Annotated in this window: 22 protein-coding genes and 2 pseudogenes; 10 read left to right on the forward strand and 14 right to left on the reverse strand. The window is 72.1% G+C overall.

The genetic code is table 11. The features are described 5' to 3' along the window. Nucleotides 1-17: 17 nt before the first annotated feature. From ACIBW9_RS10300 to ACIBW9_RS10315, 4 genes and pseudogenes are all read right to left on the reverse strand, one after another. A pseudogene (locus ACIBW9_RS10300) lies at nt 18-911 on the reverse strand (phosphotriesterase); the annotation flags it as partial. Further along, complete coding sequence (locus ACIBW9_RS10305) at nt 908-1,492, reverse strand: DUF4865 family protein (protein ID WP_398953236.1); 585 nt, start codon at nt 1,490-1,492, stop codon at nt 908-910. The pseudogene ACIBW9_RS10300 and the gene ACIBW9_RS10305, both read right to left, overlap by 4 nt. Nucleotides 1,493-1,503: 11 nt before the next feature. Beyond that, the gene (locus ACIBW9_RS10310; protein ID WP_398953238.1) at nt 1,504-1,914 is read right to left on the reverse strand and encodes a cupin domain-containing protein; all 411 of its coding nucleotides are present in this window, start codon (nt 1,912-1,914) and stop codon (nt 1,504-1,506) included. Between the two features lie 12 nt (nt 1,915-1,926). Beyond that, nucleotides 1,927-2,496 (reverse strand): TetR/AcrR family transcriptional regulator, encoded by a 570-nt coding sequence (locus ACIBW9_RS10315; RefSeq protein ID WP_398953240.1) that lies wholly within the window; start codon nt 2,494-2,496, stop codon nt 1,927-1,929. A 187-nt stretch (nt 2,497-2,683) separates the two neighbouring features. Here ACIBW9_RS10315 and ACIBW9_RS10320 point away from each other — a divergent pair, with 187 nt between their 5' ends. The 3 genes from ACIBW9_RS10320 to ACIBW9_RS10330 are packed head-to-tail and all read left to right on the forward strand — an operon-like array spanning nt 2,684 to nt 6,272. Next, nucleotides 2,684-2,968 (forward strand): SHOCT domain-containing protein, encoded by a 285-nt coding sequence (locus ACIBW9_RS10320; RefSeq protein ID WP_398953242.1) that lies wholly within the window; start codon nt 2,684-2,686, stop codon nt 2,966-2,968. Beyond that, the gene (locus ACIBW9_RS10325; protein ID WP_398953244.1) at nt 2,965-3,714 is read left to right on the forward strand and encodes an ABC transporter ATP-binding protein; all 750 of its coding nucleotides are present in this window, start codon (nt 2,965-2,967) and stop codon (nt 3,712-3,714) included. The genes ACIBW9_RS10320 and ACIBW9_RS10325 overlap by 4 nt, the downstream gene beginning before the upstream one ends. Next, nucleotides 3,711-6,272, forward strand: a complete 2,562-nt coding sequence (locus tag ACIBW9_RS10330; RefSeq protein ID WP_398953246.1) for an ABC transporter permease — start codon at nt 3,711-3,713, stop codon at nt 6,270-6,272. Before ACIBW9_RS10325 ends, ACIBW9_RS10330 begins: the two co-directional genes overlap by 4 nt. Before the next feature lie 351 nt (nt 6,273-6,623). Here the strand turns inward: ACIBW9_RS10330 and ACIBW9_RS10335 are convergent, their stop codons facing one another. Continuing rightward, complete coding sequence (locus tag ACIBW9_RS10335; RefSeq protein ID WP_398953248.1) at nt 6,624-7,154, reverse strand: ATP-binding protein; 531 nt, start codon at nt 7,152-7,154, stop codon at nt 6,624-6,626. A 230-nt stretch (nt 7,155-7,384) separates the two neighbouring features. Next, on the reverse strand, nt 7,385-7,708 hold the full coding sequence (locus ACIBW9_RS10340; RefSeq protein WP_351463376.1) for a hypothetical protein: 324 nt from the start codon (nt 7,706-7,708) through the stop codon (nt 7,385-7,387). 325 nt (nt 7,709-8,033) lie between these two features. On the opposite strand from ACIBW9_RS10340, the gene ACIBW9_RS10345 reads away from it, so the two are divergent. Then, nucleotides 8,034-9,158, forward strand: coding sequence for a PLP-dependent cysteine synthase family protein (locus tag ACIBW9_RS10345; RefSeq protein ID WP_398953251.1), 1,125 nt, complete (start codon nt 8,034-8,036; stop codon nt 9,156-9,158). Between the two features lie 118 nt (nt 9,159-9,276). Here the strand turns inward: ACIBW9_RS10345 and ACIBW9_RS10350 are convergent, their stop codons facing one another. Both ACIBW9_RS10350 and ACIBW9_RS10355 read right to left on the reverse strand, forming a co-directional pair. Next, nucleotides 9,277-9,753: an SRPBCC family protein gene (locus ACIBW9_RS10350; protein ID WP_398953253.1), complete on the reverse strand. Its 477-nt coding sequence runs from the start codon at nt 9,751-9,753 to the stop codon at nt 9,277-9,279. Nucleotides 9,754-9,845: 92 nt separating this feature from the next. Then, complete coding sequence (locus ACIBW9_RS10355) at nt 9,846-10,664, reverse strand: DeoR/GlpR family DNA-binding transcription regulator (protein ID WP_398953255.1); 819 nt, start codon at nt 10,662-10,664, stop codon at nt 9,846-9,848. Between the two features lie 286 nt (nt 10,665-10,950). Here ACIBW9_RS10355 and ACIBW9_RS10360 point away from each other — a divergent pair, with 286 nt between their 5' ends. Next, nucleotides 10,951-13,305 (forward strand): hypothetical protein, encoded by a 2,355-nt coding sequence (locus tag ACIBW9_RS10360; protein WP_398953257.1) that lies wholly within the window; start codon nt 10,951-10,953, stop codon nt 13,303-13,305. Here the strand turns inward: ACIBW9_RS10360 and ACIBW9_RS10365 are convergent. From ACIBW9_RS10365 to ACIBW9_RS10380, 4 genes are all read right to left on the reverse strand, one after another. Beyond that, nucleotides 13,275-15,719: a right-handed parallel beta-helix repeat-containing protein gene (locus ACIBW9_RS10365; protein ID WP_398953259.1), complete on the reverse strand. Its 2,445-nt coding sequence runs from the start codon at nt 15,717-15,719 to the stop codon at nt 13,275-13,277. The two genes, ACIBW9_RS10360 and ACIBW9_RS10365, sit on opposite strands and share 31 nt — an antisense overlap. 108 nt (nt 15,720-15,827) lie before the next feature. Beyond that, nucleotides 15,828-16,433: a hypothetical protein gene (locus ACIBW9_RS10370; protein WP_398953260.1), complete on the reverse strand. Its 606-nt coding sequence runs from the start codon at nt 16,431-16,433 to the stop codon at nt 15,828-15,830. Between the two features lie 227 nt (nt 16,434-16,660). Beyond that, nucleotides 16,661-17,488 (reverse strand): MOSC domain-containing protein, encoded by an 828-nt coding sequence (locus ACIBW9_RS10375; RefSeq protein ID WP_398953262.1) that lies wholly within the window; start codon nt 17,486-17,488, stop codon nt 16,661-16,663. A 43-nt stretch (nt 17,489-17,531) separates the two neighbouring features. Continuing rightward, a complete protein-coding gene (locus tag ACIBW9_RS10380) occupies nt 17,532-17,972 on the reverse strand; it encodes a DUF6643 family protein (RefSeq protein ID WP_398953264.1) in 441 nt (146 codons plus the stop codon). A gap of 301 nt (nt 17,973-18,273) precedes the next feature. On the opposite strand from ACIBW9_RS10380, the gene ACIBW9_RS10385 reads away from it, so the two are divergent. Then, nucleotides 18,274-19,578, forward strand: coding sequence for a TerD family protein (locus ACIBW9_RS10385; protein WP_398953974.1), 1,305 nt, complete (start codon nt 18,274-18,276; stop codon nt 19,576-19,578). Nucleotides 19,579-19,584: 6 nt separating this feature from the next. Here the strand turns inward: ACIBW9_RS10385 and ACIBW9_RS10390 are convergent, their stop codons facing one another. Next, nucleotides 19,585-20,784 (reverse strand): glycosyltransferase, encoded by a 1,200-nt coding sequence (locus tag ACIBW9_RS10390; RefSeq protein WP_398953266.1) that lies wholly within the window; start codon nt 20,782-20,784, stop codon nt 19,585-19,587. A gap of 39 nt (nt 20,785-20,823) precedes the next feature. Here ACIBW9_RS10390 and ACIBW9_RS10395 point away from each other — a divergent pair, with 39 nt between their 5' ends. From ACIBW9_RS10395 to ACIBW9_RS10405, 3 genes and pseudogenes are all read left to right on the forward strand, one after another. Continuing rightward, nucleotides 20,824-21,609 carry a glutamate racemase gene (locus ACIBW9_RS10395; protein WP_398953268.1) on the forward strand — a complete coding sequence of 262 codons (786 nt, stop codon included), beginning with the start codon at nt 20,824-20,826 and terminating at the stop codon, nt 21,607-21,609. A gap of 94 nt (nt 21,610-21,703) precedes the next feature. Beyond that, a pseudogene (locus ACIBW9_RS10400) lies at nt 21,704-21,832 on the forward strand (glutamate racemase); the annotation flags it as partial. A gap of 106 nt (nt 21,833-21,938) precedes the next feature. Continuing rightward, nucleotides 21,939-22,484 carry a hypothetical protein gene (locus tag ACIBW9_RS10405; protein ID WP_398953269.1) on the forward strand — a complete coding sequence of 182 codons (546 nt, stop codon included), beginning with the start codon at nt 21,939-21,941 and terminating at the stop codon, nt 22,482-22,484. A 9-nt stretch (nt 22,485-22,493) separates the two neighbouring features. Here ACIBW9_RS10405 and ACIBW9_RS10410 read toward each other — a convergent pair whose 3' ends face one another. Continuing rightward, a complete protein-coding gene (locus ACIBW9_RS10410) occupies nt 22,494-23,561 on the reverse strand; it encodes an O-antigen ligase family protein (RefSeq protein ID WP_398953271.1) in 1,068 nt (355 codons plus the stop codon). Nucleotides 23,562-23,806: 245 nt separating this feature from the next. Here ACIBW9_RS10410 and lnt point away from each other — a divergent pair, with 245 nt between their 5' ends. Next, the gene (lnt, locus tag ACIBW9_RS10415; protein ID WP_398953272.1) at nt 23,807-25,417 is read left to right on the forward strand and encodes an apolipoprotein N-acyltransferase; all 1,611 of its coding nucleotides are present in this window, start codon (nt 23,807-23,809) and stop codon (nt 25,415-25,417) included. The last annotated feature ends 26 nt before the right edge of the window (nt 25,418-25,443 follow it).

Below are 25,443 nucleotides of genomic sequence, written 5' to 3' on the forward strand. Positions count from 1 at the left end.
CGCTCAACGCCACTCGAGGCGAATGCCCGGCCGGGGTTCTCCGTGAGGACGCGGTTCATCAGTTCCTCGCCCAGCTCCCGCGCGAGGCGTGGCCGGATCCTGCGCAGCAGATACGGCATCCCCGGGCCGCCGTCGACCGACCGTGCCCCTGCGACCACCGTGTCCCCGCCGAGCAGCAGGCGGTGCCCGAAACCCGCCTCGGCGAGGGCCCGTACCGCGTCCGGCATGCGCCAGTCGGTGGCGTGGTGGGCGCGGGAGGGACCGTCGAAGGCCAGCCAGCAGCCCGCCTCCGCGGCCTGGCGCTGGACCACGAGGTCGGGGGAGCGGTTGAGGTGACCCAGGATCACGCGCTTCGGCGGGACGCCCAACTCACCGCACAGCAGGTCCAGTACGTCGAGTGCGCCCGTGCCCAGCTCCAGGTGGACGGCGATCGGTGCCCCCGTGGCGTGGTGGGCCTGGGCCGCCGCGGTCATGGTCCAGCGGGCGTGCGCGTCGAGGGTGTGGAAGCCGCCGGCCACCTTGACGAGGCCGGCGTGGACGCCCGATGTGCCGATGCCTTCGGTTAGTTCGGAGACGTAGACGTCGGCGAGCTTGCCGCACAGCTCGTCGAGCAACTCGGGCGTGTAGTGGGCGGCCTGGTGCAGTCCGGTCGCGCAGACCACGTGCACACCGGCCGCTCGGGAGAGGAGGGGCAGGTCGGCGGCCCGCCGTCCCATCCCCAGTGGGGTCCACTGGACGACGCTCGCTCCGCCCGCCGCACGGAACGCCTCCAACTCGGCCCGCGCGGCAGTGGCGTCGTTCAGCTCCTGGCCGGGCAGTTGCGGGCTGCGGAGGAAGAGATGGTCATGCGCGTCGCACACCCCGAGGTCCTCGGGACGCACATCCCCCAGCACCGTACGGACACTGCTCACCACTGCCGCCCGCACGGCAACTTCTCCCGCCCCGGCGCCGACATGTGCAGCACCTCGAACACATCGCCGTCGGCCTTCGGCGTGTCGTGCTCCCACAGCGAGAAGTGGACCAGTTCCCAGCGGCTGGAGTCCACGGCCGCCGCCGCGAGCACCGCACCGTCCGCACCGGCCAGCCGCTCGGTCTCCTGCACCGCGTCCGCCATGACATCGGCCAACACCACGCCCTCGGGCACCGGTTGACGCCGCCGTACCGCGAGCCGCGCCGGTGAGCCCGGCGCGCCGCCCTCCTCGTACGCCAATCCGGTCCACTGCCGCACCGACGGTCGCCCGAAGTCGTTGCTGAGCCCCTGGAAGGCGCCGCCCCACAGGAAGGTGTTCATGCCCTCCATCGTGTTCCACAGGTAGAACGGCGCGTACTGGTTGACCGGTGAGCCGTTCACGCCGCGCTCCCGCAGGAGATACGTCTTGAAGCCGAGGCCTTCCCAGTCGTCCAGCACATGCCCGATGCGGGCGACGCGGCTGCGAATGATGCCCGTGTCGTAGTCGGCGGGCAGCGTCAACTCGTACTGCATGGCGTGCATCGGATGCCTCCTCAGGCTGAAGAGCCGTTCGCGGGGTAGTCCTCGGGGCCGACGTGCGCGTCCCACTCCGTGGTGGTGCCGTCCTCGGCGGCCTCGACGACCGCGAGATGCGTCATGAAGGTGCGCGGCCCGGCGCCGTGCCAGTGCCATTCCTCCGGCTCGATCCACACGGTGTCGCCCGCGCGGATCAACTCCGGGGCGCCGCCCCTGCGTTGCACGAGCCCCTCGCCCTCCAGGACATGCAGCACCTGACCGTGCGGATGGCGGTGCCAGGCGGTGTGGGCGCCGGGCGCGAAGTGGACGTTGAACATGCGCAGCCGGGACGGCGCGGCGGGCGCGGCCATCTCGTCGAGCCACACCGAGCCGGTGAAGTTCTCCGCCGGGCCCTGCCGGGTGTCGGGGCGCTTCCTGGTGATGTGCACGGACCTGAACTCCTAACGCGGGGCGAGCAGGGAGAGCAGCCCTCGGACGCCGGCGTCGAAGGCGGCGGGTGAGCCGGAGGCGCGGGCGAGGACATAGCCGCCCTGGACGGTCGCGAGGACGGTCGCGGCGATCTCCTCGCCGTCCAGAGAGGGCGAGAACTGCCCCTGTTCCTTGCCCTCTTCGACGATCCCGGCGATCAGCTCCCGGATCGCGTCGAGCGTGTCGTCGACCGGCGCGCGCAGCTCGTCACTGGCGATGACGTCCGGATCCATCGTCAGCCGCCCGACGGGGCAGCCGCGCAGCACGTCACGCTCACGCCGCAGATACGCCTCGATGCGCTCGTACGGCGTTCCCGGCCCGCCCAGTACTCCCTCGGCGGTAGCCCGCAACTCCGAGGCCGTCCGCCGGATCGCCGCCAGCGCGAGATCCGGCTTGCCCTTGAAGTGGTGGTACATGCTGCCCTGCCCGGCGCCCGAGCGCTCCAGGATCGCCTTGGGGCTGGTGCCCACGTAACCGCGCTCCCACAGCAGCTCACGGGTGGAATCGATCAGCCGGTCCGAGGTGCTCTCCGAGGTGCTCATGCACTGACTGTACATACTAGTAGTTACAGAAGTCGAGCCCTTTGGGAGCAGCGGTCATGGCCCCGCCTACTCCCCGGGAGGTACGCGCACTGCCGCTGGCCGTACGACGACCCGGACCCGTCCGCGGCGGGAGTCTCGAGCCATCACCACAAGACGCACCACCGACCCACCCAGGAGATGACCCGAGATGCAGACCCTCGCAGACTGGCACGGCGGCCCCGGGCCGTGGATCCTCTTCTTCCCGCTGATCTGGGCGGCCGTCGTGATCGGCGTCGTGACCGTCCTGCGCCGCACCGTCTGGCGCGGCCGGCGCGGGCCCTGGCGGGCCATGGACGATCCGCGCCCCTCCGGCGACTCGCCGCTCGCCGTGCTCGGCCGCCGTTTCGCCTCCGGTGAGATCGACGAGGACGAGTACTGGCGCCGACTGTCCGTGCTGGACGAGCAGTTCGGCGGCAAGGGCGGTGCCGCATGACCACCACGACCACCCTCCGTACGGCCGCCCGGGTCGTCGACGCCGTGAAGGCGTACGGCCGCGGCGACACCGAGGTGAGGGCCCTGGACGGGGTGAGCGTCGACTTCCCGGCCGGACGTTTCACCGCGATCATGGGGCCCTCGGGTTCCGGAAAGTCCACCCTGATGCACTGCGCGGCCGGCCTCGACACGCTCAGCTCGGGCACCGCGTACATCGGTGACACCGATCTGAGCGGCCTCGACGACCGCCGACTGACCCTGCTGCGCCGCGACCGCGTCGGCTTCGTCTTCCAGGCGTTCAACCTGGTGCCGACGCTGAGCGTCGCGGAGAACATCACGCTGCCGCTGGACCTCGCCGGCGGCAAGGGCGACCCCGAGTGGATCGAGGCGCTCATCGACGTCGTCGGCCTGCGCGACCGCCTGCACCACCGGCCCGCCGAACTCTCCGGCGGCCAGCAGCAACGCGTCGCCGTGGCACGGGCGTTCGCCGGGCAGCCCGACGTCGTCTTCGCCGACGAGCCCACCGGCAACCTCGACTCCCGCTCCGGCGAGGAGGTCCTCGGCCTGCTCGGCCGCGCGGTGCGCCAGACCTCCCGCACGGTCGTCATGGTCACCCACGACCCGGTGGCCGCCGCCCACGCCGACGAGGTCGTCTTCCTCGCCGACGGGCGCCTGGTCGACCGCATGGAATCCCCGACCGCCGACAAGGTCCTGGACCGCATGAAAGCCTTCGAGGTGCCCTCATGAACGCCTCCGTACGCCTCAGCGCGTCCTCCCTGCGCGCCCACAAGCGGCGCTTCGCCGGCACGTTTCTCGCCGTGTTCCTCGGCGTCGCCTTCCTGGCCGGCACCCTCGTCATGGGCGACACGCTGCGCGCCGGCTTCGACTCGATGTTCGGCAACGCCACCAGCGGCACGGGCGCCATCGTCCGCAGCGCCGACGCCATCACCACACCCGGCGAGAGCCAGGGCGTGCGCCAGCCCGTCGACACGGCCCTGGTGAACACCATCGAGCAGGTGCCCGGTGTCGCGGCCGCCGCACCCGACATCGAGGGCGCCGGCCAACTCGTCGGCAAGAACGGCGAGCCCATCGGCGGCAAGGGCCCGCCCACCCTCGCCGGCAACTGGATCCCCGACGCCAAACTCAACCCCTACCAGTTCGCCCAGGGGCGCGCCCCGCAGAGGTCCGGCGAGGTCGTCGTCAACCGCGGCGCCGCGAAGAAGGGCAATCTGAAGATCGGCGACACCACCACCCTCCGAACCCCCGACCCGATCAAGGTGACCATCGTCGGCCTCGCGACCTTCGGCGGAGAGGACGGCATGGCGCAGGTGACCTTCACCGGCATGACCCGCGCCGACGCCGAGAAGTACCTGACCGCCCGCCCCGGCGAGGCGACGAGCATCAAGGTGCGGGCAGGCCCCGGCGTCAGCGAGAAGCAACTCGTCGACCGCCTGACCCCTGCACTCCCCAAGGGAGTCGAGGCCATCACCGGCCAGGCGTCGGCCCAGGAGAACACCGACATGATCTCCAGCCAGTTCCTGACCGTCTTCACCACCTTCCTCCTCGTCTTCTCCGGCATCGCCCTCCTCGTCGCGACCTTCTCCATCCACAACACCTTCGCGATCGTCATCGCCCAACGCACCCGCGAGAACGCCCTGTTGCGCGCCCTCGGCGCCTCCCGCCGCCAGGTCACCGCCACGACCCTGATCGAGGCCACCGCCGTCGCCGTGACCGCCTCGGCGGCGGGCCTCGCGGGCGGCATCGGCATCGCCGCCGGACTGCAGGCCCTGTTCCCGGCGATCGGATTCCCCTTCCCCGACGGCAACCTGGTCATCAGCGCCCTGTCCATGACACTTCCGCTCGCGGTCGGCATCGTGGTCTGCCTGGGCTCGGCGCTGCTGCCTGCCGCACGCGCCGGCCGCACCGCCCCGCTGGCCGCGCTGCGAGAGACGGCCGTCGACACCTCCGGCGCCTCCCGCACCCGTACCGTCACCGGCATGGGCCTCGCCGCCCTCGCCGTGGCCACCACGCTCAGCGGAGTGCTCGTCTCACCATCCCTCTGGATGGCAGGAACCGGCGCCGTACTGGCCCTGGTGGCGTTCGTGGTCCTCGGCCCGGTCGCCTCGACCACGGCCGTACGCATCCTCGGCGGCCCCCTGGACAGACTCCGCGGCGTCACCGGCGGCCTCGCCCGCCGCAACGCCCTGCGCAGCCCCAAGCGGACGGCCGCCACCGCCGGCGCCCTGATGATCGGGGTGGCGGTCGTCTCCCTCTTCACCGTCTTCGGTGCATCGCTGAAGGCCACCATGGACCAGACCGTGTCCCGGTCCTTCGCCGGCGACGTCGCCGTCAGCACACCCTCCTTCGGCGCGGGCGGCAGCGGCCTGAGCCCCCGGCTCGCCGGCGCGATACAACAACTCCCCGAGGTCGACACGGCCGTGGGCCTCGGCCGAGGAGTGGCGAAAGTCGACGGCAAGGGACGGGCGTTGACCGTCACCGACCCCATCGCCCTGCAACGCACCTTCGACCTCGGCAAGGTCGACGGTTCACTCCGCGCCCTCGGCGCCGACGGCATCGCCCTCACCAAGGCGGAAGCCGACAAACAACACCTCACCACCGGCGACAGGGCTCAACTGACCTTCACCGACGGCAAGACGCAGACCTTCACCGTCCGCGCCGTCTACGGTCAGTCCGAACTCGCCGGCGACTACGTCATCACCCGCGCCGCCTGGGCCCCGCACCGCACCCAGGACTCCGACACCCTCGTCGCCGTCTCCTTCAAGGACGGCGTGAACACGGACGCGGGCAAGGCCGCCGTGCAGAAGGTCGCCGACCGGTACGGCAACCCCGAGGTCCAGACCCGCAGCGAGTACGCACAGTCCTCGGCCGGCGGCATCGACATGATGCTGACCCTCGTCTACGCCCTGCTCGCCCTCGCGGTCCTCATCGCACTGCTCGGCATCGCCAACACCCTCACCCTGGCGATCCACGAACGCACCCGCGAACTGGGCCTGCTCAGGGCCGTCGGCCAGACCCGCCCCCAACTGCGGGCCATGGTCCGCTGGGAGTCCGTCCTGGTCGCCGCCTTCGGCACCGCCGGCGGCCTGGGCCTCGGCGCCTTCCTCGGCTGGGTCCTGGTCAAGGCCTCGGACGGCGCCGACGACAGCGCCTTCGCCTTCGCGATCCCACCCGCACAACTCGCGATCGTGGCCCTGGTGGGCCTGGCGGCCGGCGCCCTGGCAGGCCTGCGCCCGGCCCGACGAGCGGGGCGCCTGGACGTCCTGCGGGCCATCGCCACGGAGTGACCGACGCCCGGCGGTACAGGCCCTGCAACGCACACTGCACCGCCGGACACCGGCCGGGAGGGAGCCGGAGGGGGCGCTCCCGTAGGTGACCGACCCGAATGAGGGGTGGCGCGGAGCGCTGAGCACGATCGGTCTCTCGGCACCGGCTGAGGCGCTCCCGTAGGCGACCGACCCGAATGAGGGGTGGCGCGGAGCGCTGAGCAGGCTCGGTTCCTCGGCATCGGCTGAGGCGCTCCCGTAGGCGACCGACCCGAATGAGGGGTGGCGCGAAGCGCTGAGCACGATCGGTCTCTCGACACCGGCTGAGGCGCTCCCGTAGGCGACCGACCCATCAAATACGTCACCGCCCGGTCAGCCGGCAACGGCGGACCGGGCGGGAGCGTGCGTGGACGTGTGGCTGTCGGCCGCGTGCTCGAGCTCCACCAGCCGACGGGCCGGCGTGTCGGCCGTACGGCGCGGACGGCGGGCCGGGGCAGCCACCGGAGCGGGCGTGGTCGGCAGCGCGAACCAGACGACCTTGCCCGAGTCGCCGTCCGGGCGCGCCCCCCAGCTCTCGCTCACGGCGGCCACCATGGCCAGCCCGCGCCCGGTGGTGGCGGAGGCTTCGACGTCCCGGACCTCGGGCAGGCGGGGGTCGTGGTCGTGCACGGAGACCATGAGCCGGTCCAGCACGAGCTCTATCTCCACGGTGCACAGTTTGTCGGGCTGGGCGTGCAGGTGGACGTTGGTCAACAGCTCCGTCACACCGAGCGCGGCCCGGTCGATGAGGGCGTCCAGATGCCAGTAGCGCAACTGCGCAGAGACGATTCTGCGGACCTGGCCGATCCGCGACGGCAGGGCTTGCAGCTCTACCGTGCAGTGCCTGCTTGGGTGACTGATCACGGCTGCGACTCCCCGACTTAAGAGGTCCGGAAGAACACGGAGTACGGATCCAGCAGGTGCCTGAGGGCCTGGCCACCTGCCGTCGTGCCCGGCGGGCTGGTTCGCAGCGTTATCGCCGGTAAACCCAGAGTGACGTGAGAACAGCGTGACCCAGGGGGCGCGGGACCGCAACTCGCAATCGGTTCCACCGACCACGCGGGGGCGAGCCCGCCACCGTCCTGTGTGCCCTGTCAGCCGCCGCGCCCCGCCGCTTTCCGTACGGCCTCGATGAATCGGCGCGCCGCGGGCGGCCCCGGCTCGCCCGGCGCGGGGTCGTGATCGCCCAGGGTCAACAGGTACCGCTTGCCGTTGAGGTCCGCGAGCGCCCGGTCCTCCGGGGCGAACCAGGGCTTGGAGGCGCGCACCGCCTGCACCGGCGCGCTGTCGATCTCGGTGCCGTAACTGGTGAGCAGTGCGAGTCTGCCGTCGCTGATCCGGACCTGCCCGGCCCGGGTGAGCGAACGCAGCCGTTTGCCGATCCGCACGCCCGTCGCCGTGAACTCCGGCTCCGCCATGCCGCCCCCTTGTGGCCGTCCGGTGCGCTGGACCTGCTCCTGCGCGGATCGTGATCCAGCTCGTCTCGTGATCCAGTGTGCGCCCCCGTTCGTGGCAGTCTGCCCCCACCCGGCGTCTGACACCAGTACGCACGACACGCTCGGAGCGAGCGCCCGGAGCACTCGCGCGAATGCGCCCCCACCTTCGCGCGCCCGGCGGCCCCAGGGTGTTCTTTGAGGTGCTCAAAGGTGCGTTTATGCAGGTGAGAAGCGTGCGGAAGGTGTTTATGATCGGTGCGTCGGCCGCGCTCCGCGCCGTCGGCGCACAGCCTAAGGAGCACCCGTCGTGAGCACCCCCCAGCAGACCCGGACCGGCAAAACCCTCGATGTCGACCACAGTGACGCCGCCTACCGCGACTGGCTGAAAGACGCCGTCCGCAAGGTCCAGGCCGATGCCAACCGCTCGGCCGACACGCATCTGCTGCGCTTCCCGCTGCCCGAGAAGTGGGGGATCGACCTGTACCTGAAGGACGAGTCGACCCACCCCACCGGCAGCCTCAAGCACCGGCTCGCCCGCTCGCTCTTCCTCTACGGACTGTGCAACGGCTGGATCCGGCCGGGCCGCCCGGTGATCGAGGCGTCCAGCGGCTCGACGGCCGTCTCCGAGGCGTACTTCGCGAAGCTGATCGGCGTGCCCTTCATCGCCGTCATGCCGCGCACGACGAGTGCCGAGAAGGTCCGCCTGATCGAGTTCCACGGCGCGCAGTGCCACTTCGTGGACGACTCCCGCAAGATGTACGACGAGTCGGCCCGCCTCGCGGTGGAGACCGGCGGCCATTACATGGACCAGTTCACCTACGCCGAACGGGCCACGGACTGGCGCGGCAACAACAACATCGCCGAATCCATCTTCCGCCAGCTGGAGTTGGAGCGGTTCCCGGAGCCCGCGTGGATCGTGGCGACGGCGGGCACCGGCGGTACCTCGGCGACCCTCGCGCGCTATGTGCACTACACCCAGCGCGACACCCGCATCTGTGTGGCCGATCCGGAGAACTCGTGTTTCTTCGAGGGCTGGACCACCGGCGATCCGGACGTCACCAGTGACTGCGGCTCACGCATCGAGGGCATCGGCCGCCCTCGTATGGAGCCGAGCTTCGTGCCGGGCGCCATCGACCGGATGATGAAGGTCCCCGACGCGGCCAGCGTCGCCGCGGTACGGGCGCTGGAGCGGGCCATCGGCCGCAGGGCGGGCGGCTCGACCGGCACCGGGCTGTGGAGCGCGCTGAAGATCGTCGCCGAGATGGTGGCCGAGGGGCGGCAGGGGAGCGTGGTGACGCTGTTGTGCGATCCGGGCGACCGCTACCTGGACAAGTACTACTCGGATGCGTGGCTCTCCGAGCAGGGACTGGACATCGAGCCGTACTCGGCCGCGATCGATGCGCTGCTGGAGACTGGCGTCTGGCCCTGCTGAGTCGCTCCGCGGAGAGTGCCGTCCATCGTCTGCGGCATCGTCGTGGCTGGTCGCGCCCGCGCGGCGGAGCCGCACAGCGATACAGCGCCGGGCCCCTTCGGGGCGCTGCCGGTAGGGCTCAGCCCTGGTGCGCGAGCCGGCGGTCCAGCGAGACCACCGCGTCGCGGAAGGCGCGCCCGAGCCCGGCCCGTGCCGCCTTCACCGCGAAACGGAACGGTGCCGTCCCGTCCGCGGCAAAGGTCCACTGGACGCGGGTGCCGGTCCCGGCCGGTACCAGTCGCCACTCCTCGGCGAGGGCGCGGGCGCCCGGTGCGTTGGTGACGTCGACCCGGTAGGCGTACACCTCCGCCTCCTTCGAGGCGATGACCGTCTCCCGGAAGCGGCCGCCGCCCTTGAGCCGGATGTCGCGACCGGCGCCGTCGTCGAGGGGCTGCGCGTGCGTCACGGCCGCGAACCATTCCGCCCACCCCGGCACGTCGTCGTTGAGGGCGTGGAAGACCGCCTCGGGGGACGCGGAGGCCTCCTGCGCGAAGACCAGACGCACGGGGGCGACGTCGATGAATTCGAGCCCGACGGGACGCAGACGGTGAGCCATGAACGCGGACCCCCTTGACGGAGAAGGGTGGTTGACCGGGGCCACGTCACGATAGCTGGCGACCCGTCAGATGTCAGCAGCGCCCCGAGGGGTCAGCTCTCCGCCTCGCCCACCACGACCAGCCGGCGCAGATGCTCGGAGATCTCCTCGCGCGCGTCGCCCGCCAGGCCCGCGTCCGTCACCAGCGTGTCGACCTGCTCCAGTGCCGCGAACGAACTCAGGCCCACCACGCCCCACTTGGTGTGGTCGGCCACCACCACGACCCGCCGGGCCGACTGCACCAGGCGACGGTTGGTCTCGGCCTCCGCGAGGTTCGGCGTGGACAGGCCGGCCTCGACCGATATGCCGTGCACACCGAGGAACAGCACGTCGAAGTGGAGCGCAGCGATCGCCTGGTCGGCCACGGGCCCCACCAACGAGTCGGAGGGCGTGCGCACCCCGCCGGTCAGCACCACCGTGGCCGCGCCCTGCCGGGGGCCGGAGGTGCGCTGCGCCGCATGGAAGACGTCGGCCACCCGCACCGAGTTCGTCACCACGGTCAGGTCCGGCACGTCCAGCAGATGGTGGGCCAGCGCATACGTCGTCGTACCGCCCGACAGGGCGATCGCGGTACCCGGCGCCACCAGCTGGGCCGCTGAGCGCGCGATGTCCTCCTTGGCCGTCAGCTCAAGGCCCGACTTGGCCTCGAAGCCCGGTTCGTGCGTGCTCGCCTCCACGACCGGCACCGCGCCGCCGTGCACCTTCTCCAGCACGCCCTGGCGGGACAGCGCGTCCAGGTCGCGGCGCACCGTCATGTCCGACACGCCGAGCTTGCGGGTCAGCTCGTTCACACGGACCCCGCCCCGGCGCCGGACCTCGTCCAGGATCAGGGCGCGGCGCTGCTCCGCGAGGAGGTTCTGATTCTCGCTCACGTACGCTCCGGTCCTTTCGCCTCAAGCCGTCCGACACGCCCTGCACACCTGCTCCGACAAGGACATTCTTCCCTGCCCCGGTGCGCGGACGTCCCATCCTTGCACGGGTGGGCCCCCATGACGCCATCTGCCCGACGCGCGCATGTCACCAATGTCCTTTCTGTTCCCCGCAGATCACCCGGATCGGGGAGATTCCGTGTTCACGGGTGTACGCCGGCTCCCGAGCGGAGATCCTGGTGCCCGCACGGTGACAAGAAGACGGCGCGTCACGGGGGAAGTGCGAGCAGTGGAACGTGCACAGGAACGTGTCCCGGCCGGCGGTCCCGTCCCGGGACCCGAGAGATCCGCAGTCGCCCTGGAACTCCTGGTCCACGGCGTGGGCGGCACCACGCCCCAGGAGATGCTCAATGATCCGCGCACGGTGCGGATCACCGGCGACGACACGGCGGCCGTCTTCCGGCGCGCCGAGGACGTCGACGCGGAGAGCAGACCCGAGGACCACCGCGGCAGACCGGTGCCGGAGGCCTACGTCTGGTGCAACCTGACCTCCGGCAACAGCGCGCGGGCTCTGTGGCTGCTGCTCCTGCCGTTCATGGTGGTCAACCTCGCCCACTGGATGCAGCCCACCGCGCGCGGCCACCGGCGCACGGTCCGCCTGTACGGGCTGCTGGTGCGGCTGGCGGGCCTGACACTGACGGTGCTGCTGGTCGCGGCCGCCTGCGAGGTCGCCCTGGATCTGGCGGTCTGGCAGTGCGCGGGCACGCGCGCGTGCGCCGAGCGGCACTCCTGGCTGGGCTTCCTGTCGCCCGAGGTGTCGCAGCACGGCTGGTGGAGCAGGCCCGGGCGGCGACTCGCCGTCGCTGCCCTGGTGCCCGCCGCGCTCACCGCCCTGCTGTGGTACCTCTCCCACCGCACCTGGAGCGCCTACGAGTCCCAGCAGCCCATCGACCGCCGGCCCGAACCCGACGAGGACACAGGCCGCACCGGCCTGGGCCGGCCCGGCTTCTGGTACGGCCGTCGGCTGGTCGCCCGGCTGCGCGCCGCGCACACCGCGGCGGGCCTGCTGACGGTCGCCGCGGCGGTCGCATCCTCCGCGGCCCGCTTCGACCGCAGGCCAGGCGGCCCCGCGGCACTGGACACCGCGGGCCGGCTCCTGGAGATCGCGGTCGTCGCCACCGCCGTCGTCGTGGTGTGGGTGGTCTGCCGCCGCGGGCGCACCGAGAACCGCCTCGACCGGGAACTCGACGAGCACCTCGTACGACGCCTGCCGCTGACCGCCCTCCTCCTGCTGCTGCTGTGCGCGGTGTACGCCGGCTGGGAGCGCCCGGGCTGGCGCTCCGCCGGTCTGCTGGCCGGCGGTGGCACCACCTTCGGCGCCCTCGCCCTGGTCCAGGGCTTACTGGTGATCGCCCTCGCGGTGGTCGCGCACCTGCTGTACCGCAGCCGGCCCGATGCCCGCACCGTGCTGCGCGGCCAGGGCGGACCTGCCGTGGCGATGCTGGCGTGCGCCCTGGGCGGGGTGATGTCCGGTGGTGTCTCCCAGCGGGTGTCCGACTGGCTGGACGGGACCGGCACCTCCATCGACGGCCCGCCGGTCCTCTTGACCTGGCAGGCGTCCGTGATCCCCGTGCTGCTCCTCGTCCTGCTCGTCTTCTGTGCCGGGCTCGGCCGGCGGGCCTGGCTGCTGCGCCGCACCGAGCTGGGCGCCGTCGAGCTCGACTACCCGGGCGAACCCAAGGACACGGCGCGCACCCGCCGCATCGCCACCACCCGCGCGCTGGCCGCACTCACCGACCGCGGCCCCCTCGTCGTCGCCGTCACCTCGGCCACGACCCTGTTGCTGGGCGCCGGAGCCCTCCTCGGAGCGAAGATCACCGAAGAGGCGCCCGGAGCGGCCGCCGAGCACGCCTACGCCTTCCTGCACGGTGCCGCGCAGACCGCCCAGGCGCTGGGCTCCTGGCTGATCGGCCTGGGCTTCATACTCTTCGTCACCTGGGGCAGGCGCGCCTACAAGGACGCCTCCGCCCGCCGCACCATCGGCATCCTGTGGGACGTCGGCACCTTCTGGCCGCGCGCCGCCCACCCCTTCGCCCCGCCCTGCTACGCCGAGCGCGCGGTGCCCGACCTGACCTGGCGGATGGCCACCTGGACGCGTGCCACCGGCGGCCGCCTCGTCCTGTCCGGGCACTCCCAGGGCAGCGTGCTCGCGGCCGCCGCGGCCTGGCAGCTGGAGCCGTCCGTCCGCGGACGGGTCGCCCTGCTGACCTACGGTTCCCCGCTCGAGCGCCTCTACGGCCGCTGGTTCCCGGCCCACTTCGGGCCGGCCGCCCTCAGCTCCCTGCACCACGACGTCGACTGCTGGCGCAATCTGTACCGGCTCACCGACCCCATCGGCGGCCCGGTACGCCTGTCCGGCGACTGCGGCCCCGAAGTGGACCGCGCACCCCTGAAGGACCCCCTCGTCTACGGCCGCACCGCACGGCACCCGCTGCCCGCCCCGATCCTCGGCCACGGCGACTACCAGGCCGACCCGGCCTTCGCCGAGGAGCGGGAACGGCTCCTGGCCCGTCTGCGCTCGGAGCTACCCGGTCCACGCCCCGAGCGGTTACCTCAGGGGGACTCGGGCAGGTCCTCGGCGTAGAGCAGGGTCAGATCGTCCGTGCTCGGCTCGTCGACCTGGGCGACCCGGCCCGCATGGCGTTCCACCATCGCCTCGAAGGTCTGGCGTGCGGTCCGGCCGTTGCCGAACGCCGGCCCCTTCGGGAGTGCCGTGAAGTACTTCAGCAGCGCCTGCGCGGTGCCCGGCGCCAGCCGGTACTCGTGCTCGTCGGCCTGCTGCTCGACGATCCTGAGCAGTTCGTCGGGCTCGTAGTCGCTGAAGGTGATGGTCCGTGAGAAACGGGACGCCACACCGGGGTTGACCGAAAGGAACCGCTCCATCTCGGCCGTGTAGCCCGCGACGATCACCACGACCGCGTCCCGGTGGTCCTCCATCAGCTTCACCAGCGTGTCGATGGCCTCCTTGCCGAAGTCCCGGCCCGAGTCCTCCGGCGACAGCGCGTACGCCTCGTCGATGAACAGCACACCGCCGCGCGCCCGGTCGAAGGCCTCCTGGGTGCGGATCGCCGTCGAGCCGATGTGCTCGCCGACCAGGTCGACCCGCGACACCTCGACGAGATGCCCCTTCTCCAGTACGCCGAGTGAGGCGAGGATCTCGCCGTAGAGCCGGGCCACGGTCGTCTTGCCGGTGCCGGGGGAGCCGGTGAAGACCAGATGCCGCTTGACGGAGGCCGCCTTGAGGCCCGCCTGCTGCCGGCGTCGGCCCACCTCGATCATGTCGGTCAGCGCCCGCACCTCGCGCTTGACGCTCTCCAGACCCACCAGCGCGTCGAGTTCACCCAGCACGGCCTTCGACGTCCGGGCCGGCCGCTCGGGCTGCGGGGGCTGCGCGGCGGCCAGCAGGGGCTCCTGCTCGGTGCTGCGCTGCCCGGGGATCGCGCCCAGCAGGCCGGGCGACTGGGCGGTCTGCTGTACGGCGGTCTCGTGGGCCGCGGGCGGCCTGAGGCCCGCGCTCTCGTCGCTGGTGCAGTCCTCGACGACCGGGCCGGAACCGGGGGCCGCGTCGCCGCCCTCCGCGAACTCGTACCCACCGCGCGCGCACCGCTCCGTGCGGCACTTGCGCAGTGTCGTACGGCTGCCGTCGATCACATGGAAGCCGTAGCCGCCGCTGCCGGTCACCCGGCAGCCCACGAAGCTGCCGCGGCCGCCCGCCGACACATAGAATCCCGCCTCCGCGGGGGCGTCGATCGTGCAGCGCTCGATGGTCGGGTCCGCGCCCTTGGTGACGATCACGCCGGTCTGGGTGGCGTCGATGGCGCAGTTGCTCAGGGTGCCGCCGCTGCCGTGGTCGCGGAACCAGGCGCCCGTCGCGGCGTCGCGGATGCGGCAGTCGTCGAGCTGCGCGGTCGCGCCGTCGCTCACCGAGACGGCCGTGTTGCGGACCTGGGTGAGGTCGCTGTCGACGACGTCCGCGCGCGAGCCGCGGTCCAGGACGAACAGGGCGTCCGGCACGTCGTGCACCCTGCAGGACTCCAGCACCGCGGTGGCGCCGTCGCTGACCCACACCGCCGGGTAGTCGCCGGTGCTGTCGAAGATCTCGCACTGGTTGGCGTCCACGCGGGTGCCCGGATCCCACACCGACAGGCCGTTGCGCCCGAACTGACGCACCGTGGTGCGGGTCAGCGTGAGCACGGAGCGCGAGCGCAGGTCGACCGCGTTCTCCGGGATGTCGTGGATGCGGCAGTCGGCGAGGGTGAGCACCGCGTCCGTGTCGAGCGTGACGCCGTCCGCGGTGGTGCGGTGCACATCGCAGTCCGTGAGGTGCGCGGTGGCCCGGCCGGTGACCTGGACGCCGCTGCCGCGGACCTCGTACACCTCGCAACCCACCGCCTCCAGCGCGGAGTTCTCCCCGGTCGCCGACAACCCCGCCCCCGAGGCGTGATGGATCCGGCAGCGCTCCAGGCGCGGGTGCGCACCGCCGCGGACCGCGACGCCCGACTGACCGGCGGCGACGACCTCGCACTCCTCGAACACCCCGCCCCCGCCGTCGAGTACGGCGATGCCGATGCCGGCCGGATTGTCCACGGTGCACCGCCGCACGGTCGGACGCGCGCCCGACCGCACCTCTATGCCGGCCGCGGACCGGGTGATGATCCGCACGTCCAGCAGTTCCGGTGTGCCCTCCTCGACCAGCAGGGCGGGCACCGAGGCGTCCTGTCCCTCCACGTGCAGGTCCTGGACCACGGCAGACGCACGCACGGTCAGCGGCACCCCGTCCGCCGGTGCGATCCGCACCGAACCGGGAGAGCCCTCCGGCCCGCGCAGGGTCACCGACCGCTGGACGACGAGGTTTTCCCGGTAGGTGCCGGGCGCGACGGTGAGGACGTCACCGTCGGCAGCGGCCTCCAGGGCGGCGGCGAGCGATGCGTACTCACCCGTGCGGCGTCGCCACCGCGATGTGCCGGTGTGCGTCACCTGGACCGTGCCCTGTGCCATGGCGTTGCTGTGCCCCCACCTCGTGGTACGCGGGTTGATGCCGATTGCGTTCGGCCGGTCCACCGTAGCGTGCGCGCGGGCGGTGAGTTGACCAGAGCCGTGAGGCCGTCAGCTGCCCGTGCCGGTCCTGCCCCAGTCCGGGCCCGCCCGGTCCCAGGCCTGGTCCCAACGGGCGTACCGGCGACGGACCATGCGCCAGACGATCAGCCGCCGGGCGCCCTCGACGGCACCCGCGGTGAGCAGGGCGGCACCGAATCCGGCGAGCACCGCATGCGTCGTCGCCGTCGTGGAGTCCAGGGGACGGGCCACCATCTGGCCCTGCTCGTCCGTCCATATCTTGAAGTGGTCGCCGTGGTGCGGGGACTTGAGCTCCGCCAGGGCCGCGCCGTGGTGGCGGGAGCCGTCCGGTGCGGTCCAGTCGGCGACGACGCGGCTGCGCAGGTCTCGCGCCGAGGCCGTCTCGGGGTCGGTTTCCAGGGGGGAGCGCTCCAGTTTGCGCACCACGGTGGCCGTCACCAGGTGGCGGGCCGTGCGCTGGTCGCGGACGGACTGCTGCAGGGCGTCCTGGGCGATGCCGCCGACGAGGGAACCGACCACGGGCGCGACGGCGAGGATCAGCAGCAGCGCCACCAGCGCCACCCACGCCTCGACCAGATCGCTCGTGCGCCGCAGCGGATTGTGCCGCCAGCGCCAGAGTCCGCCGATTGCGCGCACTGTCCCGCACCCCCTTCCCGCTCCGTGATAACCCCCGGCGGAGCCGTTCACCCGCGGGCCCGGTCAAAGAGAGATCGATATCACCTGTCCCCGGGGCCTCTCATGAACTTCTCACGAAAACCCAACGCCCAGGCCCCCGCCGCGGGTTCCCGCGCAGCAGTCCTTGGCCGGATCTTTCTCCGCGGGCCGCCGCGCAGCCGTCCGAAAGTCGTCTGCCGAGGAGTCGGCTAGGCGAGGACCGTCACCGGATCGCCGACCCGGATCGTGCCGGGGGAGAGGGGAACCAGGTTCTGGCCGAACGCCAGCTTGCCGTCGATACGGCGGTGGCGTCCCAGCGTGGCCAGGGGCTCCTTGCCGCGCACGGCGCTGTTCTGGTCGGTGGTGGTCACCACGCAGCGCCCGCAGATCTTGGCGACGCGGAAGGTGACCTCGCCGATCGCGATACGGGACCAGTCGTCCTCGGCCCAGGCCGCGGTGCCGGCCACGACCACGTTCGGCCGGAAGCGGTTCATCGGCAGCGGCCCCTCGGCCGGGTGGGCACCTTGGGCGATCAGGGAGTTGAGAGCCTCAAGGGAGGCGACCGAAGCGAGCAGCAACGGGTAGCCGTCGGCGAAGCTGACGGTCTCGCCCGGCTGTGCGTACTCCGGGTCGAGGGGGCGGCGCGCAGCCGGATCGTCCATGTGCACGAGGCGTGCACCGACGCCGAGATACGCGCTGCACCAGGCGTGCGCGGCGGCCTCCGCGGCGGGGACCCCCTCGACCTTGTCGTCGAAGATCTCCACCGGAACCGTGCCGCCCGGGCGGGGCACCGGCACGGTCAGCGGGTCCATGCCCGGCGCGGACAGACGGACACCGCCGCCGGGCAGGAGCTCGGCGGCGGCCAGCGCGAGGCGCGGCTGCTGACGTTGTGTGACGACCTTTCCCCCGTCGTCGATCAGCACCCAGCGCCGGTCTCCGGCCAGCCCCCAGGGCTCCACGACGGCTTCCCGGGGCGCAAGGCCCCGGAACGCCTTCACCGGATGGACGTGAATCGACTGCAGCAGCGCGTTGCCCATCAGGCCATCCTGCCAGGCGGCAGTGACAACCCGGGAGCAGCGGTCAGTAGCCGCGGTACTGCTGCTGGTTGTTGTACGGGTCCTGATACGGAGCCGGGGCGGGCCGGGCGGCCGCGGGGCGCATTGCCTCGTAGCCGGTGCCGGTCGCCATCGGCCGTTGTGGCTGCGGCGGCTGCGGGCCGGGGCCGGGATAGCCGCGCGGCGCCGAGGCCTGCTGAGGGATGTAGGCCGCGGGCGCCTGTTGCAGCGGTGCCGGCTGCTGCGCCTGCGGATAGCCGTAGGAGGGCTGGGAGGGACCCGCCGGAAGGGCGGGCAGGGCCGACGGCAGGGCCGGCAGGTAGCTGCCCGGCGCGTCGTACGCGGCGGGGACCCGGATCGGAGCGATCTGCGGGGTGCCCCGCTCGGCGACGAGCCGGTCGTAGATCGGGGTGTCCGGGAAGGCGGAGTAGTAACCGCCGCCGAAGGTGGAGCGGGGGGAGGTCATGGCTCATAAGTTAAGCCCTCGATGTGCTAGTTGGGGAGACCGATAAGAGGGTTGTTTTGAGTGTTCGCGGTGACGCGGGATCCCCAATGCGAGCGAACTTGGCAAAAAAGGGCGTCGAACGAGGTACCGGTCCTGTAAACGCCAAGCTCCGAGCGGGTTACCGGCGGGTCGGTCGTCGATCTCTTGTGGTGCTCTCGTGGGAGTTCGCCGTCCCGGGGAATAGGTTGTGCGGGTAGAGAACGGGAAGAGCTGCCGGGGCCACGGACTGGCGCAGTGACACGTGATGGGGGCGGACATGTCAATGCCGAAAGGATCGAATACCCCGGTGCCGACGACGGCACTGCGGGTGGAATTGGGCTGGCGTTCCGGCCCCGGTGTCCCGGACGCGGACGCCTCGGCGCTTCTGCTCGTGGCCGGAAAGGTCCGCTCCGACGGCGACTTCGTCTTCTACAACCAGCCCGCGCACGCCTCCGGGGCGGTCCGCCACGAGGGCAAGCGGGATGTTGGCGGCCGCATCGTCGACGCCCTCCTGGTCGACCTCGCGCGCGTGGAGCCCGCTGTCGAGACGATCGTCCTCGCCGCCTCCGCGGACGGCGGCACCTTCGGACAGGTCCCCGATCTCTACATCGAGGTCCGCGACGCCGCCCAGGGCGGTGTGGTCGCCCGCTTCGACAGCACGGGCGCGAGTGTGGAAACCGCTTTCGTGCTCGGTGAGTTCTACCGCCGCCAGGGCGCCTGGAAGTTCCGTGCCGTCGGCCAGGGCTACGGCAGCGGCCTCGAGGGCCTGGCGACGGACTTCGGGATCACGGTGGACGAACCGCAGCGCGCCGCCCCTGCATCCCCGCCCCCGGTCGCACCGCCGATGACCCCGCCCTCGCCCGTCGTGCCACCGGTTCACATGCCCCCGCCGGTCGCGCCCCCGGCCGCCGTGCAGCCGCCTCCGCCACCCGCGCCCCCGGCGCAGCCGGTCCGTCTGAGCAAGGTGACGCTCACCAAGGCGGCCCCGGCGGTCTCGTTGGCCAAACAGGGCGGCACCTCGGGCGCCATGCGCGTGAACCTCAACTGGCAGGTGCGCAAGCAGTTCTCGGGATGGGGCAGCAAACGCGGCCGTGCGGTCGCCATGCACGCGGACCTCGACCTCGACCTGTGCGCCCTGTACGAACTCACCGACGGCAGCAAGGGCGTCGTCCAGGCCCTGGGCAACGCCTTCGGGTCCCTGCAGCGGCCGCCGTACATCCACCTCGACGGCGACGACCGCACCGGTGCCCTCGCCAGCGGCGAGAACCTCACGATCAACCTGGACCACAAACAGTCTTTCAGGCGGATCCTGGTCTTCGTGACCATCTATGAGGGCGCGCGTTCCTTCGCCGACCTGCACGCCACGGTCACCCTCCAGCCGCAGCACGGCGCCGCGATCGACTTCTCGCTCGACGAGTGCACCGTCCCCTCGACGGTGTGCGCCCTCGCCCTGATCACCAACACGGGCAGCGACCTGGTCGTCCAGCGTGAGGCCCGCTATCTGGTGCCCGAGCGCGGGGTGAGCCCCCAGCGGACCGTCGACTACGCCTACGGGTGGGGCATGAACTGGACTCCCGGCAGGAAGTGAGCGCTTCTAGAGGAGATGCTCGTCCGCGACGGCGTCCGGGCGCGCATAGGTGCGGCCCTTCCAGGCCGCGCCGCGTCCCCTGTAGTGCTGCACCGCGGAGTCGACCGTCATGAGGAGATAGAGGAACGCGGTGAACGGCAGCAGCGGAGCGAGCCACAGCGGCCGGCGGTAGTAGCGGAGAATCGGGAGGTATGTCCCCGTCATGACCAGCCACGCGGCACCCCCGACGAGTGCGGCCGCCCCGTCCCCGGAGGCCAGGCCCGCCATCAGGGCCGCGGGCGGCACCAGATACACCAGGACCAGCCCGGCGACCGTCCCGAGCAGCAACAGCGGGTTGTGGCGCAACTGCGCGTACGCACTGCGTGACACCATCCGCCACAGGTCGTGCAGCCGCGGATAGGGCCGTACGCTGTCCACCCGCTCGGCCAGCCCCAGCCAGATGCGTCCGCCGCTGCCCTTGACCGCGCGGGCGAGCGCCACGTCGTCGATGACGGCGTGCCGGATCGCGTCCGGGATCCGCGCCCGCTCGGCGGCCTCGGTGCGCAGCAGCACACAGCCGCCCGCGGCGGCCGCCGTCCGCGTCCCCTTCCTGCCGATCCGGCGGAACGGATACAGCTGCGCGAAGAAATAGACGAAGGCCGGCACCACGAGCCGCTCCCACAGGCTCTCCACCCGCAGCCGGGCCATCTGCGAGACGACGTCGAAGCCGCCGCTTTCCGCCGCGGCGACCAGCTCCCGCAGGCTGTCCGGCGCGTGCGCGATGTCCGCGTCCGTCAGCAGCAGATATTCGGGTCCACGCGCGCGTGCCAGGTCGATGCCGTGCCGCACGGCCCACAACTTGCCCGTCCAGCCTGCGGGTGGTTCACCGGGAGAGGTGACAGTCAGGGGCAGTCCGCCGTGCGTGTCCGCCAGTTCGCGGGCCAGCTCCCCGGTGCCGTCCGAGCTGCCGTCGTCGACCAGGAAGATCTCCGCCCGGCCCGGATACTCCTGGGCGAGCAGCGACGGCAGGCTCGCGGGCAGCACGGCGGCCTCGTCCCGCGCGGGCACGACGGCGCACACCGACGGCCAGTCGTCGGGATCCCGGCGGAGCGGCAGCCTGACATCCGTGCGCCAGAAGAAGCCCTGACACAGCAGCAGCCACAGCCAGGCGGCGAGTGATACGGCGGCGATCCACACGATGGCGCTCACCCGCGCAGTCTGCCCCACCCGGCCTGCCCGTAAGGGCCCATCGTCTATCGTGGCCGGGTGAAGATCGCGCTCATGGACTCCGGAATCGGTCTGCTGGCGGCCACCGCTGCGGTACGGCGTCTGCGGCCCGACGCAGATCTTGTCCTGTCCCTGGACCCCGACGGCATGCCGTGGGGACCCAGGACCCCCGAGGACCTGACCGAGCGCGCCCTGGCCGTGGCCGAGGCGGCCGCCGCGCACAAGCCCGATGCCCTGATCGTCGGCTGCAACACGGCGTCCGTGCACGCCCTGTCCGCCCTGCGCGCCCGCCTCGAACCAGAGCTGCCGGTCATCGGCACCGTCCCGGCGATCAAGCCGGCCGCGGCGGGCGGCGGCCCCCTGGCGATCTGGGCGACACCGGCCACCACCGGCAGCCCGTACCAGCGCAACCTGATCGCGGAGTTCGCCGACGGTGTGACGGTCACCGAGGTGCCCTGCCACGGGCTCGCCGAGGCCGTGGAACACGCCGACGAGGCGGCCATCGACGCCGCCGTCGCCGCGGCCGCCGCACTGACCCCCGGCGATGTAACGACCGTCGTCCTGGGCTGCACCCATTACGAGCTCGTCGCCGAGCGCATCCGCGCCGCCGTACAACAGCCCGGCTTCCCGCCCCTCGTCCTGCACGGCTCCGCGGGCGCCGTAGCCGCCCAGGCGCTGCGCCGCCTCGGCGAGCAGCCGGCCCCCGATGCGCCGGCCACCGGTACGTTGACGGTGCTGCTGAGCGGGCGCGAGGGTGGGCTCCTGGCGCCGGCCCTGGCCTACGAGGAGGGCAGGCTTCTGCAGGCGGTCAGCCCCGCGCGGTGACCGAAAGCCGCGTGTGGTCTGCGATCGGCACCGTCACGGCATGGCTCCGCGGGCAGCCGTAGTCGCCCAGGCGCTGCGCCGCCTCGGCGAGCAGCCGGCCCCCGATGCGCCGGCCACCGGTACGTTGACGGTGCTGCTGAGCGGGCGTGAGGGTGGGCTCCTGGCGCCGGCCCTGGCCTACGAGGAGGGCAGGCTTCTGCAGGCGGTCAGCCCCGCGGGGTGACCGAAAGCCGCGAAACGGACGCTTGTGGTCCGCGATGGGCAACGTCGGCATGGTCACACTCCGCGACTCGGTGCCCGCGCAGCGAAATCTGAGTAACCTCGTAGTCATGAGGGACCACCCCCACGGCGAGAAAGCCAAGCACCCCGACGTCTGGACCGGGCACGCCACCAAGCGGGTCCAGTGGCTGCCGGCGCTGGCCGGTGCGGCCGTCATGGCGCTCGGTATCGAGCTGGCCGTCGACTCCGCCTGGACGTCGGGCATCGCCCCGCTCGTCATGGCCGTCGTGGGCTGCATCGCCGCCGGGCTGCTGGTCCTCTTCGGCACGCTCGCGTTCCTGCACGTCGATCTGAAGCTCGACACGGAGTGCGTCGAGGTGCGCTGCGGCCACATCGGGGTGCCGCGCCGCCGCATTCCGCTCTCCCATGTCGCGGGCGCCGAGTTCGCGGAGCACGTCACCCCGCGCCACTGGGGCGGCTGGGGCTACCGCTGGCGTCCCGAGAAGGGCACCGCGGTCGTGGTGCGGCGCGGCGAGGGTGTCGTGCTGCGCCTGTGGGACGGCCATACGTTCACGGTCACCGTGGACAACGCCGAGACCGCGGTGCGGGTCATCAAGGACCGGCTGCGCCCGGGCACCACCGGCGCGCTGCACTGAGCAGCCCCGTCATGGCGTGAGCCGGTCACGACGCGGTCGTACGGTCGCCTCCCGCTGAGGTGGCTCCTCGGCCAGCGGCCGAGCCGTGGCCAGGCCCGCGAGAAGGCCCGCGCCGACCGACACGGCGGTGAAGCTGAGGGCGTTGCCGACCGCGGCGATCGCCGCGAGTCCCGTCAGGGCCGCCCCCGCGGTGAGCACCACCGGCGTGGGCCGCGGAGAGCGCCACAGCCCATGCAGCACCCAGCAGAAGGACGCCCCCAGCAGGACCACTCCGACGAGGCCCTGTTCCGACGCCTGCTGCAACAGCGCCGAGTGCGGCTTGCCGTCCGAGAGCAGGGTCCCGCTCGCCGTCGTGCTCAGTTCGCCGAAACGTTCCGGTCCCACGCCCAGCGCCGCGTTGCGGTGCGCCATGTGCAGGGCGTCCTGCCACAGCTGGACTCGGTGCTCGGTGAGCGGGCCGTCCAGGGACGTGGTCAGTCCCTCGGGCAGCGAATTTCCCGCGACTGCCCAGGTCAGACCCGTGACCAGGGCCGCGGTCAGGGCGAGTCCGGCGATGCCCGCCGCACGGCTGCGCATACGGCCGGCCGCCAGCGAGCACAGCAGCACGGCGCTGCAGATGACGAAACCGCTGAGCGACCCCAGGAAGGCCGCGGTCACGGTGATGCCGGCCGCCAGCGCGCTCAGGGCGAACCGCCCGCCGGGCGAGTCGGCGGCCCAGGCCGCGCAGCATGCAGCCCCCACGCACAGGGTCAGCAGCGCGGCAGTGGCACCGGTGTGTCCGAGCGGTGCCACGATCTGCGGCCCCGGGGCGAGGTGCGGCACGGCGACGGCCAGGCCCAGCCCGGTCAGCGCCCCGGCACACGGCGCGGCCACCGGCAGCAGCGCCCCGCAGATCCGCCCCGCGGCATAACCGGCCGCCACGGCCAGCACCGCGAGCAGCACACCCTCCGGGCGGCCGTCTTGCACGGTCGCCGTGACCAGCGACCAGGTGGCGCACGCACCGAGCACCACCACACCCACCGCGTCGGAAACGTTTCGTCTCTCGCCGACCTCCCCCGGACCGGCTGCAGACGTCATCCCTGTAGAACCCACCCCGCCCCCCGAACCGGACCGAAGCCCCCCGACCTCGAACGACCCAGGCCGCCGAGGCCGTGACCGGCCGCGCGACTGTGGCTGGGCACACCGTAACCGCTGATGGACGTTTTGTGGATGAGTTGGACCGAGTTGCGCAGGAACGATACGGCTCCCGTGCGGACCGGTGCCCCGTGCCACCCCCTGGACCGTGCTGTCCGCGTCAAAGTCACGCGCCGTACACTCCCGGAGTGACCGTCACCGCAACCTCCGTGGACGAGTCGGACCAGTTGCAGCCGCAGGCCTCGCCCGCATCGCGCGCGGCGCGCCTCGTACGCTTCGTTCCGGCCCTCGCCGCGGCGCTCTCCGGAGTGCTGCTCTACGTCAGTTTCCCGCCCCGCACCCTGTGGTGGCTGGCCGTTCCGGCCTTCACAGTCTTCGGCTGGGTGCTGCGCGGCCGCACCTGGAAGGCGGGCCTCGGCCTCGGCTACCTCTTCGGCCTCGGCTTCCTGCTGCCCCTGCTCGTGTGGACCGGCGTCGAGGTCGGCCCTGTGCCCTGGCTGGCGCTGGTGGCGATCGAGGCGATCTTCGTCGCACTGGTCGGCGCGGGTGTCGCCGTGGTGTCCAAGCTGCCCGCGTGGCCGGTGTGGGCGGCAGCGCTGTGGATAGCCGGGGAGGCGGCACGCGCGCGCGTGCCGTTCAACGGCTTCCCCTGGGGCAAGATCGCATTCGGTCAGGCCGACGGCGTCTTTCTCCCGCTGGCGGCGCTCGGCGGCACCCCGGTCCTCGGCTTCGCGGTCGTCCTGTGCGGCTTCGGCCTCTACGAGGTCGTACGCCTCGCCCTGGATGTGCGGCGCACGCGTGACGTCCAGCGGTCGGCGGCGGCCGTCGCGCTGCTGAGCGTGGCCGTCCCGGTGGTCGGCGCGGTCGCCGCCCGCTCGCTGGTCAGCGACAAGGCCGAGGACGGCTATGCGACCGTCGCCCTCATCCAGGGCAATGTGCCGCGCTCCGGGTTGGAGTTCAACGCCCAGCGGCGCGCCGTGCTCGACAACCACGCGCGGGAGACGATGCGCCTGGCCGCCGAGGTCAAGGCGGGCAAGACGCCCAAGCCCGACTTCGTGCTGTGGCCGGAGAACTCCTCAGACGTCGACCCCTTCGCCAACGCCGACGCGTACGCCGTCATCGACAGCGCGGCCAAGGCGATCGGCGTGCCCATCTCGGTCGGCGGCGTCGTCGAGCGGGACGGCAAGCTGTGGAACGAGCAGATCCTGTGGGACCCCAAGAAGGGCCCCACCGACAGCTACGACAAGCGGCAGATCCAGCCCTTCGGCGAGTACCTGCCGCTGCGCCCCCTCATCGGCGCGATCAACAGCAACTGGACCTCGATGGTCCGCCAGGACTTCAGCCGCGGCACCAAGCCCGGCGTGTTCAGCATGGGCCATGCCAAGGTCGGCCTGGTCACCTGCTACGAGGCCGCCTTCGACTGGACCGTGCGCTCCGAGGTCACCGACGGGGCGCAGTTGATCTCCGTGCCGAGCAACAACGCCACCTTCGACCGCAGCGAGATGACCTACCAGCAGCTCGCCATGTCGCGCGTGCGCGCCGTCGAACACAGCCGGACCGTCACCGTGCCGGTCACCAGCGGCGTCAGCGCGGTCATCATGCCGGACGGGAAGATCACCCAGAAGACCGGCATGTTCGTCCACGCCCACCTGGTGCAGAAGGTGCCGCTGCGCTCCTCGGAGACGCCCGCCACCCGGGTGGGCATCCTGCCGGAGATCGCCCTCGTGCTGGTCGCCGCGGGCGGCCTCGGCTGGGCGATCGGCGCCGGTCTGCGCGGGCGGCGCGCCCGGAACGTGTAGCCCTACGCCCGGCGCACGCTCCCTGA

It is taken from the genome of Streptomyces sp. NPDC049541, assembly GCF_044465725.1.
Lineage (GTDB): Bacteria > Actinomycetota > Actinomycetes > Streptomycetales > Streptomycetaceae > Streptomyces.

Bases quoted from the DNA above. Each gene is read 5' to 3' on its own strand.
- ACIBW9_RS10305 (WP_398953236.1), bottom strand. From the start codon at position 1,492: ATGCACGCCATGCAGTACGAGTTGACGCTGCCCGCCGACTACGACACG.
- ACIBW9_RS10315 (WP_398953240.1), bottom strand. From the start codon at position 2,496: ATGAGCACCTCGGAGAGCACCTCGGACCGGCTGATCGATTCCACCCGT.
- ACIBW9_RS10320 (WP_398953242.1), top strand. From the start codon at position 2,684: ATGCAGACCCTCGCAGACTGGCACGGCGGCCCCGGGCCGTGGATCCTC.
- ACIBW9_RS10325 (WP_398953244.1), top strand. From the start codon at position 2,965: ATGACCACCACGACCACCCTCCGTACGGCCGCCCGGGTCGTCGACGCC.
- ACIBW9_RS10330 (WP_398953246.1), top strand. From the start codon at position 3,711: ATGAACGCCTCCGTACGCCTCAGCGCGTCCTCCCTGCGCGCCCACAAG.
- ACIBW9_RS10340 (WP_351463376.1), bottom strand. From the start codon at position 7,708: ATGGCGGAGCCGGAGTTCACGGCGACGGGCGTGCGGATCGGCAAACGG.
- ACIBW9_RS10350 (WP_398953253.1), bottom strand. From the start codon at position 9,753: ATGGCTCACCGTCTGCGTCCCGTCGGGCTCGAATTCATCGACGTCGCC.
- ACIBW9_RS10365 (WP_398953259.1), bottom strand. From the start codon at position 15,719: ATGGCACAGGGCACGGTCCAGGTGACGCACACCGGCACATCGCGGTGG.
- ACIBW9_RS10375 (WP_398953262.1), bottom strand. From the start codon at position 17,488: ATGGGCAACGCGCTGCTGCAGTCGATTCACGTCCATCCGGTGAAGGCG.
- ACIBW9_RS10380 (WP_398953264.1), bottom strand. From the start codon at position 17,972: ATGACCTCCCCCCGCTCCACCTTCGGCGGCGGTTACTACTCCGCCTTC.
- ACIBW9_RS10385 (WP_398953974.1), top strand. From the start codon at position 18,274: ATGCCGAAAGGATCGAATACCCCGGTGCCGACGACGGCACTGCGGGTG.
- ACIBW9_RS10405 (WP_398953269.1), top strand. From the start codon at position 21,939: ATGAGGGACCACCCCCACGGCGAGAAAGCCAAGCACCCCGACGTCTGG.
- ACIBW9_RS10410 (WP_398953271.1), bottom strand. From the start codon at position 23,561: ATGACGTCTGCAGCCGGTCCGGGGGAGGTCGGCGAGAGACGAAACGTT.